The following is a 12,994-nucleotide window of genomic DNA, read 5'->3' on the forward strand; positions in this document are numbered from 1 at the left end:
TATTTAGTTTTACAAATTTATTATCATTACCTAATGATTCTTCTAAACCTAAAAAGAAAAAATCCATAACTACTAAAAATATAAATATCTACGATATCTATATTTTACAAAAGTTCATAAGTTTAATGAAAGATTAAATCAACAGTCTTTAGTATTGTAACCACGTTAGGAGCTATTATAGGCGCTACAAGCTTAGCAACATTATCAACAAAGATTTTCTGAAAAGTTGGTCTGATTTTTTGTTCTATCATAACCTTTTACCAAATACTTTCATTAACAGTCTAACTAAGCGTCTAACTTTGTTACTATATAGCTTCGGTGTGAAATAACTTCCAGCAATTCTTTTGTTTATTTCACTCAAAGTTGGATATGCCACAATATGAGAAGCTATATCTTTTATCTTTAGCTTGTTTTTAATTGCTAAAGTCCATTGTACAATTAGCTCACTAGCGCTTTCACCAACGATAGTAACACCTAATATATAACCTTTTCGGCTAACAGCCACTTTGACTAAGCCATTAGTTGTTAGACTTGCGACTGCTCTATCATTATTCTGATATGACAATTTCAGAATTTTTGCACCCTGATCTTGAGCCTGTGAGATATCTTGACCAACATGTGCGATTTCAGGACTAGTATATATAGACCATGGCAAGCTACTATAATCAACTTTTGCTGGTAACTTGAATAAGATATTTTGGATCACTATACCAGCATGATAACCTGCCACATGAGTGAACTGATACCCTCCGGTAATATCACCTATAGCATAGATATTTTTATAGTTTGTTCTCAAGCGCTTATTAACATTTATACCTCTAGAAGTATATCTAACACCCACATTATCTAGATTTAACTTAGCTAAATTTGGCTGTCTCCCTGCTGCAACTAATAGATGCGACCCCTCGTAGTACTTATCGCCACAACAAACATTTATCTGTTGATTTTGCTGTTCAATTTCTGTGATATTTACATTTGTAATTATGTTGATACCTAGACGATCAAACTCTTTAATCACAACTTTGCGACATTCACTATCAAGCATACCTAAGATAGTATCTGAAGCTTCAAAAATTGTAACTTGGCTACCAAGCAAAGCATAAGCTTGTGCTAACTCTACACCTATGGGTCCACCACCGATAATCATTAAATGTTGTGGTTTTTCTCTAAGCTCAAAAATTGTTTCATTGGTTAGATAGTCAATCGTATCCAAACCTTTAATATTAGGAATACTTGCTCTTAAACCAGTAGCTATAACAATATATTTAGCCTTGATAATATTATCACCAGCTTTGACTGTATAGCGATCAACTATCTCCGCATATTCTTGGATAACTTTGACACCTAATTTCTCAAAACGCTCGACTGAGTCATGTGGCTCTATTTTTGCTATAGTAGCTTTGATATGTGCTTGTACCTTGGCATAATCAATACCTATACTATCTACATTTATACCAAAGTCTTTAGCCTTATTTAATTTTGTAATAACTCTTGAAGCTTCTATAATTGCCTTAGATGGCACACAACCATAATTAAGACAATCACCTCCCATCTTACTACCTTCACAAAGAACTACGCTTGCACCCATTTGTACCGCACCAGCTGCTACAGAAAGTCCACCAGAACCACCACCTATAATACAAATATCTGTTTTAATCATAGCTACTTTCTCTTTTTAATAATTACTGGGACAATTGACAGTATTGCCAAGGCTATTAATGGCAAAATAAATTGAGGCTCTAATATGATACCTAAGTTAATATCTGCTCCTTGCTGAATCACATAAGCAAAGCTTGTACCAACCCATACATAAACAACACTACCAGGAATTATCCCCAGTAGTGTTGCCCAGAAAAAGTCTCTGAATTTAACACCAAACATCCCAGCAGCGATATTTATAATAAAGAATGGAAATATAGGTATCAATCTAAGTATTAATAAATAATTAAAGACATCTTTTTCAAAACCTCGTCGCATTTTTTCGATACTGCCTTTGGCCTTGTTTTTTAGCGAATCTCCCAACGCTGTTCTAACAGCAATGAAAACTACACTTGCTCCTAATGTTGCAGCCAATACAACAATAATTGAACCTAATACCAAACCAAATAGTAAACCACCTAACAAAGTCATAATAGTAGCCCCTGGTATAGATAATGCTACAACAACTATGTATGCAACCGAAAACACTAACATACAAGCTAAAAAATGCTGATTAGCAAAGTCCAATATTGTTTGATAGTTATTTTTGAGTGCTTCAAGAGATAAATACTGCTGTCCCCCAAAACTAAAGAAAGAGATTATGCCAATGATTAGTATTGCTATTGGAAAAAATTTATAAAATTTACTATTTGCCATTACTTCGCTATTATCTAATGTATCTAAATTACATAATATACTTATGCTCAAAGAAACTCATCAAATTTATTTAGCTGTAATTAACAAAGGAAATTATAAAACAGTATTTTATACCGAAGAAATTAAAACCCCTATTGGTAATCTGATTGCTATTGCTGATGATAATTACCTATATGCTTGCTTTTTTATTAATGATTCAAATATCTGCGCTATAGAAAAATTATTAAAAATTTATAATGCGAAAATATCATTCAAAACAAATGACATAACCAACCAAACTAGAAATCAACTTGATAAATACTTTAACAAAGAATTAAAAACATTTTCTATCCCCTTACGACTAACTGGTACTGACTTTCAAAAACAAGTTTGGCATGAGCTGATAAAGATCCCTTATGGAGAAACTATCAGCTATCGTAAAGAAGCTACAAATATTGGTAAACCAACTGCTTTTAGAGCCGTAGCTAATGCTAACGGTAAGAATGTATTGCCCATAATTATCCCTTGTCATCGAGTAATCAACTCCAACGGTAAACTTGGTGGCTATACTGGTGGATTATATAAAAAAGAGTTTTTGTTAAATCTAGAAGGTAATTAGCGCTTGGAAGCAACTCTTACATATAAGATTTTATTATAAAATTCTTTTTCTATGTAACCAAATCCATATCAATGGAATTGCTATAATTATAATATCCGCTACAACCAAAATCATTGTATATTGGAAGACATTCTTAACATGTGAGAAGCTTGGTGGAAATAACCCAAGTATAAAGCCTAACATACACATAAATATTGCAACTAATGACATAGTTACGAGTAGCCAATTAGAGTTTCTTCTACCTACATGAAATACTCGATGAGTATGTGGTTGTGTAAATCTAAGTCTAATCGCCGCGGCAAAAACCATTATCCACATAACTACAGTGAACTGTGATGTAATAGCAATCAATAACGCAAATGCTGCATATACTGAAGGCATTACTAAGAATACCGAAGATAAAACCAAAACTATCAAAATCTGAATAACTAGCATATTTACTGGCATGCCAAATCTATTTTTACCTGCCATAATTCTTGGGAAAAGCTCCTGTTCTGCTGCTGTCTGCATACCACGAGCAGGTCCTAACACCCATGTACTAAGAGCAGCTAACATACCCAAACTTATCATTATCACAACTACCGGCTTAACATTACCTAAACCTATTATGTTTAATACTTGTGAGATACCCTGTATCAAACCATTTAAAACATTAACATCTTGTACAGGAATAATAATAGTTAAACCAATAGTTGTTAAAATAGTTAATGATACTATTATCAAAGTAGCTATAAGTATTGATTTGGGAATATTTTTCTGAGGATTTTCGATATTTGTCATATGGAAAGCTACTGACTGAATACCTGAGTATGAAGATAAAGTCTTAACTAAAAGAGCATAAGTACCTACAGAAAACACTGGTAAAAGATCACTAAAACCATGATATTCCAAATTACTTTGCCCAGTAACTAAGAAATATACTGCACCAGAAACTAATAGTACTCCTGGTATTATCATACCAAAGACTGCACCAATTATATTCAATAGTACTACTTTGCGCATTGGTAAAAAGTTAAATAAACTTATAGCGATAAATACAGCAACCATTATTAACCAAAAAGTAATACTTGTTTGAGTATTCTCAGCAAAACCTCTAAAGCCAATATATGAAAATGTCGCGATTAATGCTGTCACCGAACTTGGGAAGCCTACTACATTATTAAACCACTCCAACCACATCGCAAGTACACCGGCTTTTTCACCAAGACCTGCCTTAACCCAGCTAAATACACCGCCATTATTTTGCGTTATCATACTACTAAGCTCAGCACAGATAAGTGATGTTGGTAATAGAAATGTAACTGCAGCAATTAGATAAAAGAAAATACTTTGTAAACCAATTGTTGCCATATAAGCTATCGAACTTAAACTAATTATCGCTGAGATATTTAGCATTGTTAGCGATAGTGTCGAAATTTTTTTGTTAGATATATGCATAATTTAAATAAACCTTATATAAAATACTCTTGAACAGTTGGTCTTAGATTATATTCACTAGCTAAAACCTTACCATAAGCTCCTGCTGAATATATAACTAATAAGTCACCACGCTTTATTTTAGGAAGCTGATAATATTTTGCAAATACATCACTAGATTCACAGATAGGCCCAACTATATGATAATGTTGCTTTTCATTCACACTTTCATCAACCAAAGCCTCAATCTTGTGTTGTGCCTGATACAATGCTGGTCTAATAAGCTCTGTCATACCTGCATCTATAATCGCAAAATGAGTATCTTGAGTCACTTTATTAAATAATACCTGTGATACAAGCACGCCTGACTGCCCCACTAATGATCTACCAAGCTCAAAATGTAGCTTAACATCATCACAATACTCAAAAAACTCTCTAAATCTAGCAAAATAGTTATCAAAGTCTACTATAGGATTATGTTGTGGATTTTGATAATTAATCCCCAAACCACCACCAAAATTAATATGTTCAATATCAATATCATTTTGCTTGAGAAGTTTTATATGCTCATTTGTCGTTATAGCTAGTGATTGAAAAACCTGATAATTCAATATCTGTGAACCGACATGATAATGCAATCCTATAATATTTATGTTGTCAAAGTTTTGAAAATCATTTTTTAACCACTTAAGAACATCAATAAAAGCAATACCAAACTTATCATCAAACTGCCCCGTACTTATATAATGATGAGTCTGTGCATCTATATTTGGATTTACACGTAAGCAAATATTTACCTGTTTATTCTTCAAGGATGCTATTTCATTAATAACTTCTATTTCTTCTAAAGACTCACTATTGAAAGCAAAAATATTATTATCAATAGCTAACTCAATCTCCCAGTCAGCTTTGCCAACCCCTGCAAAAACAATATGCTGAGGATCTACATTCTGCTCAAGTGCCCTTTTAATCTCGCCTCCACTTACACAATCAATTCCCATACCATATTTCTTAGCAATACTTACTATCTTTGGATGATGATTTGCCTTAATTGCATAATGAATCTCAGCGTTTTTGAAATTTTTATCTAATGCTTTTTTTGCACTAGCAAATGTATCTTCTAAAAGTCTACTATCATATATATAACATGGTGTTGTGAGTTTATGCTCTTTTATATAATTAGCTAGTCTAGCTTTATCAAAAACTATATAGTTACTCATTTAATTATCCTTTTTAATATAAAATCGGCAACTGCCAATCATCCTGTACTTGTTTATAAATATCTTGAGTTAATTGCACCAATATAGGATTTTTATTCATATCCAAATAAGATTGAATATCTCTAATATCATCCTCTGCCATAGCAGTACATCCTTCTGTACCTGTCGTCGGAGACTTCCAGATATGCATAAAAATACAAGAGCCTTTTTTGGCTATCGCTGGATTAGTATTGTACAAAATCTCTACACCATATTTATAGATAGCAATCTCTGACATATTTTCAGCTGATAGCCAATCTTTATCATCAATAAGATTACTATTAACTATTTGGTTATAGTATTTTGAATTACTATCATCTACACATTCGATTCCAGTTTTTAGCTGTACATATTCAACTGCTGAGATATTAGCAAATCCAAAAGTTTTACCAATATCGAAAATACCTGCTGGTGACTTACTATCACCTTCTTTTTTTAAGTCAGCATCTGCTCTTTGATATATGCTATCTGCCCAAGCTAAGCCATTCTTACCAACTACTACAGCAGTTGCTAATTTCTTAGCCAACCAATTATTTTGATTGTCTTTTTCAAAAAACCAAAGCTTCCCCGATACACTCTGCCAATTTGATGTGGTTACTACAATTAATTGCTTAGCCTTTGATATTTTTTGTATACTTAGATTTTGACTAACCATTTTGTCCTCCTAAACTTCAATCAATAAAATAAATTTAAAGGATAAGAGGTTTTCGCTTAGTGTATGTTTTATGGTTTTTGGGTATTAATGAATAATTTATTTTGATATAAAAGTTTGAAATATACATACACTATTCTCCTAATGTTAGAGGTTCCAAATACGACTCATAAAGTTATAACCAAATGACATACTCATGTTCTATTCCTTTTGGTTTAATTTAACGAAAAATATCATTTATCTCATTAGACTAAACAATAATCAATAAGTTGTAAAATATTTTGTATATTAAATTAGATTATTTGGTTTTTATTAATAAAATATTATTATAAAATCATGTTAATTAAACCAAGTTCGTTGTAAACTGATTTGGTAAAATGCAAACTTGTATATGTAGGATATTCTCTTATATTTTATTCATCATGAAAGATCATGGCTGAGTTTACTTGGTATATGAGAAATATTCTAAATAAATTTTCAAATCACAAAGGAGATGCATAAATGAATGCTCAGAAATATATTGATAGCGTAATTGCTGATGTTGAAAAAAGAGACGGACATGAAAAGGAATTCATCCAAGCCGTTAAAGAAGTATTTTCTACTCTTAAACCAGCTCTAGAACAAAACCCTAAGTATATCGAAGAAAATATCTTAGGACGTATTGTTGAACCTGAAAGAGGCATCTCTTTTAGAGTACCATGGGTTGATAGAAATGGTGACGTACAAGTTAACAGAGGTTTCAGATACCAGTTTAACGGAGCTATCGGTCCTTTCAAAGGTGGTATTAGATTCCATCCTAGCGTATATTCTGGAATTATCAAATTCTTAGGTTTTGAGCAGGTTTTCAAAAATAGCTTAACTACACTTCCAATGGGTGGTGGTAAAGGTGGTGCTGACTTTGACCCTAAAGGCAAAACAGAGCAAGAAATCATGAACTTCTGTCAAAGTTTTATGATGGAATTACAGCGTCATATTGGCCCAGACAGAGACGTTCCTGCTGGAGATATTGGTGTTGGTGGTAGAGAAATTGGCTATATGTATGGCCAATACAGAAGAGTAAGAAATTCTTTTGAAAATGGTGTATTAACTGGTAAGTCGTTAGAGTCTGGTGGAAGCTTGATTCGTCCAGAAGCTACTGGTTACGGTGCTGTTTTCTTCTTAGATGAAATGCTCAAGCATGATGGTGAAACTATGGAAGGTAAAACTATTGTGACATCTGGCTATGGTAACGTTGCTTGGGGTGTATGTAAAAAAGTTGCACAACTTGGTGGTAAAGTTGTTACTATTTCTGGCTCAAAAGGATTCGTACATGATCCTGAAGGTATCACAACAGATGAGAAGATTGAATTCTTACTTAAAATTCGCGAAGGTAAAGCTTCTATGCAAGACTATGCTAAAGAATTCAATGCTAGCTGGCATCCAGGTGAGAAGCCTTGGGGAATCAAAGCAGATATCGCTATCCCTGCAGCTACTCAAAATGAAATTGATGTTGAAGAAGCTCAAAAGCTTATTGATGCTGGTGTTAAATATGTTGTTGAAGCATCTAACATGCCTACAACTAACGAAGCAATCGAATTCTTAATGAAAAAAGGCGTATGCCTAGCTCCAGGTAAAGCTGCCAATGCTGGTGGTGTTGCGGTTTCTGGTTTAGAAATGAGTCAAAACTCTGCTAGATTAGCATGGACAGCAGAAGAAGTTGAAGCTAAGTTACAACAAATTATGGCTAACATATTCCACGCTTGTAAGTTTGCTAGTAGCAAATACAACCTAGGATACAACTTGGTTGCTGGTGCAAACTTGGCCGGCTTTGAGAAAGTTGCAGAAGCTATGATTCAACAAGGTAGATATTAGTATCTAAAATTTATATTACATATATACTGCTAGTGACTATTCAATCACTAGCAAAATCTGCTAAAATCACTTTCTCTTAAAGTTCTTTCTTAAAACAAATTGATTAAACAAAATAATTTTACGTCCAATAATTATAAGCATAGGGTAAGAATGCTTATATTACTGTCATTCCCCATATTGATGGGCATGAGTATAGATTTATTTGCACCATCTTTACCAGGTATAAGTATTTCATTAAATACTACAGCATCTATTTCAAAGATGGTGATCTCAATATATCTGATAGGATATGCTATAGGTAATCTGCTAATAGGTATCATTACTGATGGTATAGGTCGCAAAGTTCTACTTAGATCATCATGCGTACTATTTGTCATAGTTAGCTTACTACCTACTCTAATACCAAACGAATATGTATTGCTAGGTTCAAGATTTTGTCAAGGGTTCCTTATGGGGTCAATGGGAGTTGTTACTCGAGGAGTTTTTTCAGATATTCTGCCACCTGAGAAGCTGCTAAAACTTGGGCCTACAATGGGATTTTTATGGGGATTAGGACCTATTGCAGGACCTATAATCGGTGGCTTCTTACAAGATGCTTTTGGTTGGAAATCTGGATTTTACTTCTTTAGTATAGTAGTAGCATTGCTGACAATATTAGTTTTTATCTATATCCCAGAAACGCTTAGCAAAAAATCAAAACTAAGCATAACTAAAATCAAACAAGATATAATAGAGGTTGTAACTAATAGAGAATTCATGACTCTCTGTGTAGCTATGGGGATAGCTTATTCACTTATCATTAGTTTCAATACTTTGGGACCTTTTTTAATTCAAGATGTAATGGGATATTCAGCCGCTTACTTTGGTAAATTAGCTATATTTTTAGGCTGTGCTTTCCTACCAGCACCGATACTTGGGCGTAGATTATTAGATCACTATTCTGTTGGTAAAATATTTTTTGTAGTTATACATCTATTTATAGTATTGACTAGTATTTTCTTTATAATTAGCTTAATAAGCAATAATATATCTTTGATCATTATTGCTACTATGGCTGTTTATTTCACATGTGGATCAATTTTTCCATTATCGATGGGTAAAGGTATATCAATGTTTCGCCATATCCCTGGAACTGCAGCAGCAATTATGTATTTTGTGAATATCTCAATGACTAGTCTAACATCATTTTTACAAAGCTACGTTCATGCTCACAGTATTACAAATATTATAAGCATTTACTTGGTTTTAATGTTTATAATTGTTGGGTTATACTGGTATAAACTAAAGGATCTTTAAAGTCTTATGTCTATAAAAAGCTATGATGTAATAATAATTGGTGCAGGCGCTGCTGGACTTATGTGTGCTATAGAAGCTGCTAAAAGAGGGCGTAGTGTACTAGTATTAGACCATGCCAATAAAGTAGGCAAAAAGATTCTAATGTCTGGTGGTGGAAGGTGTAATTTCACAAATTACAATATCGCAGCCGATAGATACTTAGCAGATAATCAGCACTTCATGAAATCCGCACTATCAAGATATACCCAATGGGATTTCATCAGTTTGGTTAGTGAATACAATATTTCTTATCATGAGAAGACTCTAGGCCAGCTTTTTTGTGATAACAAAGCTAAAGATATCGTTAATATGCTTCTAGATGAATGCCAAAAATATCAAGCTAAGATACAACTACATACAACTATTGATAGCGCCATAAAAAAAGAAGACTTATTTTATCTAAAATCTAATTCTGGCGAATATGCATGTCAGTCACTGGTGATCGCTACTGGTGGCTTATCTATACCCACTATGGGTACAACTGGATTTGGTTATAAAATCGCTAAAAAATTTGGATTAAAAGTTAATCCTCAAAGAGCTGGTCTTGTGCCTTTTATTTTAAACTCCGAAGATCAACAAAAATTTGGACAATTACGTGGTGTATCAACTTACTGTAGAGTCTCAAACAATCGAGCAAGTTTTGATGAGAATATCCTTTTTACACATAAAGGATTAAGTGGTCCAGCGATTTTACAAATATCATCTTATTGGCACTCAGGGGAGAGTGTTGAAATTAATCTTTCTCCAAATATAAATATTAGTGATTTTTTAACTTCAAAAAAAGAACAAACTTCAAAAGTCACTTTAAAAAATACCCTATCGGAGCTACTACCAAAAAATCTTATTAATACATTTTTTGAGAACTTTCTACTTGAAAAAAGAATTTGTGATTTGTCTGCTGAACAAATAAATAAGATTCATCAACAGCTCCATGAGTGGGTAATATACCCTCAGACAACAGAGGGCTACCGAACTGCAGAAGTTACCTTGGGTGGTATTAGTTGTGATGAAATATCATCAAAAACTCTTGAAACAAATAAAGTCAAAGGTTTATACTTTATTGGCGAAGTTATTGATGTAACTGGATGGCTAGGTGGATATAATTTTCAATGGGCTTGGGCTTCTGGTTGGGCCTCGGGACAAGTTGTATAAATCTAATCGCTAAGCTATAATTAAATAAATATTTTTCGGGTCAAATATTTTAATATGAAAATACCTAATGAGAAAGAATTTGCTATAAAAAAAGCTATTCTAAAAGCTATTGAACAGGGCTATAGCGTTGCCCAATTAGCAGATGGTTTTGGAGTTTCTAGAAGTTTAATATACAAATATCGTAGGGCACTCAGAGATCAGGGTTTCATCAAAAAAAATGAAAATGATGTTTATGTTATAACTGAGAATAAATTCTCTATGAAACCCGAAGCCCCAAAAACTGCTAGCCTTGATTTAAAATATACTGATTTAAATGACCCAAATATTTATTCTGAAGAAATACAACTAACTGAAACTGAAGAAGAGACTTCTCCTAATGAAGACTGTCTGCAAAGTAACGATTCAGAAAATATAGAATCTATTCAAAACTCAGTAGATCAAATGCATAAGCTTAACGAACTGAAGAGAGCCAATAAATCGCGAACTAAAAAAGGTTTTCTAAACAAAGTCTTTGGCAAAATAAAAAAGATAATTTAAGGAAATAACATGACAAAAATTATTGAAGACGTTGCAGAATTTGCACATAAAAACCATATATCAGAAGAAACTGTAAAAGAGTTAATTGCTCACTTTACTAATGATGTTGAGAAAATCCAAAAATTTATTTTAGAGAAAACAGAATGTATTTTTGATGCTAATATTAGAAATCTAGAAATAAAAGAAGCCCTTAAAAATCTTAAATAATTTTTGTCTTCAAAGTCATCTCTATGCTGCTATTGTTTGTGCAGTACTCTTCAAATTATTCAATGAATTCTTCGCATTAACAATATTAGGGCTATAAATATCTTTAGAATCTTGCAATGCTTTTCTTACTACACTTACATCTTGCCCTAAAGACTGAGACTCTTGTAAATTGGCGTACAATAATGCAATGATACCAGCAACATGAGGAGTAGCCATAGATGTACCCTGCATATAACCATATTCATAGTTATTTAGAGTAGAGTATATTTGAGCTGTTTTGCCATAATTATAACTATCTCCACCTGGAGCTCTAACAACTAGACTGTTTACTACCCACTTTAGTATCCCATCAGGGGCATAGTATGTCGAGTAAGGTGCTAACAATCCTTCCGGCCCTGTAGATTCAACAACTATAGCATTAATATCTCTACAGCCTGATGGTATGTCATTAAATAAATTTTCACCATCATTACCTGCGGCAATAACTACTGTTACACCTCTTTCATGTGCAGCTTGAATGGCCTCTTTCCATGCTGGGCATAATGTGCCCATATAGTTCTCCCTCCACTCATCTCGACTGACTATAGGCTGTCCAGTATATGGATGAATCCTAGACATCCCAAGGCTAAGATTAATAACTTTAACTGGAGCTCTGTTGTCCTCTAAATATTGGCCACTACTATTTTTTGCATATACCTGCGCTCCTGCTGCCCATTTGACAGATTCTAAAATAGCATAAGTATCACCGCTACCATCATCTCCTAAAGCTCTAATAGGCAAAATCTTAATACTATCTATTGGCCCTGCAACACCTTTGACTTTAGGACCATTTGCAGCCACTGTCCCTGCTACATGTGTACCATGAAAACTACCATTATCATAGATATTGCTAGATACTCTAAGCTCTCTATTCTTCATAAAAAAATAGTAATGACTATGATCTCTATCTATTTTTTTTGATATATCTTCAGGAGCAGCATAAGCTAATCCCGAATCAATTACAGCGACATCAACTCTCTTTGGGTTATCTAAAACCAAGTCCCATGCACCATAAGCATCAATCCCACCTATGACCTCTTTCGGACTCTGCATATCCCACTGTTGTCCCCAGCTTATGATGTTATTTTGAAAGTTAGTCGTATTGGTTGTTTGTGTATTGTTTAAATCATAAGCATACATTTTTGAATTTTTTGGGATAGCATATTCAACATTTGGATTACTATCCATAAAATTTTTGGCAGCGGCATAAGCATTATTGTTTGATACCTTTTGGGCTACACTACTTGACTGAGTTTTTAAACTAGTAGTAGTTGGCCGTAAAGCCTGGCCATCACTTACTTTTACAACTTTTGTTCTCGAATCTATGTCTTCAAGGACTTGATAGTTTTGAACTGTACTCATAGTAGCTACAGAATTAGCACTAACAGTCCCTATTTTATTTTGATTATCTTTATACTTAACGATTAACTCAATATCGTTTGCATACGCTGAGGCATACAAAGAAGCTCCTATTAAAAATATTTTTTTAAACATATAGTTTGTCCTTAAGTTGTATATTTCACAAATTGTAAGCCATCATTTATTTTAATGGTTTACAATATCATTATATAAAAGCAAATCTTTTTAAATATT

Annotated in this window: 12 protein-coding genes and 1 pseudogene; 6 read left to right on the plus strand and 7 right to left on the minus strand. The window is 33.3% G+C overall.

Annotated elements, in window-relative coordinates; genetic code table 11:
- Positions 1 to 140: 140 nt before the first annotated feature.
- The 3 genes and pseudogenes from F3D57_RS00005 to F3D57_RS00015 all read right to left on the minus strand — a co-directional run.
- Positions 141 to 251: pseudogene (locus tag F3D57_RS00005) on the minus strand (CDP-alcohol phosphatidyltransferase); the annotation flags it as partial.
- Positions 248 to 1,660, minus strand: a complete 1,413-nt coding sequence (locus F3D57_RS00010; protein ID WP_150464779.1) for a dihydrolipoyl dehydrogenase family protein — start codon at positions 1,658 to 1,660, stop codon at positions 248 to 250. The gene F3D57_RS00010 and the pseudogene F3D57_RS00005, both read right to left, overlap by 4 nt.
- Before the next feature lie 2 nt (positions 1,661 to 1,662).
- Complete coding sequence (locus tag F3D57_RS00015; RefSeq protein WP_150464887.1) at positions 1,663 to 2,355, minus strand: TVP38/TMEM64 family protein; 693 nt, start codon at positions 2,353 to 2,355, stop codon at positions 1,663 to 1,665.
- Positions 2,356 to 2,398: 43 nt separating this feature from the next.
- On the opposite strand from F3D57_RS00015, the gene F3D57_RS00020 reads away from it, so the two are divergent.
- Positions 2,399 to 2,953, plus strand: coding sequence for a methylated-DNA--[protein]-cysteine S-methyltransferase (locus F3D57_RS00020; protein ID WP_150464780.1), 555 nt, complete (start codon positions 2,399 to 2,401; stop codon positions 2,951 to 2,953).
- A 33-nt stretch (positions 2,954 to 2,986) separates the two neighbouring features.
- Here F3D57_RS00020 and F3D57_RS00025 read toward each other — a convergent pair whose 3' ends face one another.
- From F3D57_RS00025 to F3D57_RS00035, 3 genes are read right to left on the minus strand one after another with little or no spacing between them, the layout of a single operon-like run.
- Positions 2,987 to 4,390 carry an APC family permease gene (locus tag F3D57_RS00025; protein ID WP_150464781.1) on the minus strand — a complete coding sequence of 468 codons (1,404 nt, stop codon included), beginning with the start codon at positions 4,388 to 4,390 and terminating at the stop codon, positions 2,987 to 2,989.
- A 14-nt stretch (positions 4,391 to 4,404) separates the two neighbouring features.
- Positions 4,405 to 5,589, minus strand: a complete 1,185-nt coding sequence (gene lysA, locus F3D57_RS00030) for a diaminopimelate decarboxylase (RefSeq protein ID WP_150464782.1) — start codon at positions 5,587 to 5,589, stop codon at positions 4,405 to 4,407.
- 13 nt (positions 5,590 to 5,602) lie between these two features.
- Complete coding sequence (locus F3D57_RS00035; RefSeq protein WP_150464783.1) at positions 5,603 to 6,283, minus strand: L,D-transpeptidase; 681 nt, start codon at positions 6,281 to 6,283, stop codon at positions 5,603 to 5,605.
- Between the two features lie 498 nt (positions 6,284 to 6,781).
- On the opposite strand from F3D57_RS00035, the gene gdhA reads away from it, so the two are divergent.
- From gdhA to F3D57_RS00060, 5 genes are all read left to right on the plus strand, one after another.
- Positions 6,782 to 8,131, plus strand: a complete 1,350-nt coding sequence (gene gdhA, locus F3D57_RS00040) for an NADP-specific glutamate dehydrogenase (protein WP_150464084.1) — start codon at positions 6,782 to 6,784, stop codon at positions 8,129 to 8,131.
- 150 nt (positions 8,132 to 8,281) lie between these two features.
- Positions 8,282 to 9,427 carry an MFS transporter gene (locus F3D57_RS00045; RefSeq protein WP_150464784.1) on the plus strand — a complete coding sequence of 382 codons (1,146 nt, stop codon included), beginning with the start codon at positions 8,282 to 8,284 and terminating at the stop codon, positions 9,425 to 9,427.
- A 6-nt stretch (positions 9,428 to 9,433) separates the two neighbouring features.
- Positions 9,434 to 10,618: an NAD(P)/FAD-dependent oxidoreductase gene (locus F3D57_RS00050; RefSeq protein ID WP_150464785.1), complete on the plus strand. Its 1,185-nt coding sequence runs from the start codon at positions 9,434 to 9,436 to the stop codon at positions 10,616 to 10,618.
- A gap of 54 nt (positions 10,619 to 10,672) precedes the next feature.
- On the plus strand, positions 10,673 to 11,155 hold the full coding sequence (locus F3D57_RS00055; RefSeq protein ID WP_150464786.1) for a helix-turn-helix domain-containing protein: 483 nt from the start codon (positions 10,673 to 10,675) through the stop codon (positions 11,153 to 11,155).
- Between the two features lie 9 nt (positions 11,156 to 11,164).
- Positions 11,165 to 11,362 (plus strand): hypothetical protein, encoded by a 198-nt coding sequence (locus tag F3D57_RS00060; RefSeq protein WP_013922470.1) that lies wholly within the window; start codon positions 11,165 to 11,167, stop codon positions 11,360 to 11,362.
- 21 nt (positions 11,363 to 11,383) lie between these two features.
- Here F3D57_RS00060 and F3D57_RS00065 read toward each other — a convergent pair whose 3' ends face one another.
- Positions 11,384 to 12,895, minus strand: a complete 1,512-nt coding sequence (locus F3D57_RS00065) for a S8 family serine peptidase (RefSeq protein WP_150464787.1) — start codon at positions 12,893 to 12,895, stop codon at positions 11,384 to 11,386.
- Positions 12,896 to 12,994: the final 99 nt, after the last annotated feature.

Source organism: Francisella sp. SYW-2 (genome assembly GCF_008711475.1).
In the GTDB taxonomy this organism is placed as follows: Bacteria; Pseudomonadota; Gammaproteobacteria; order Francisellales; family Francisellaceae; genus Francisella; species Francisella salimarina.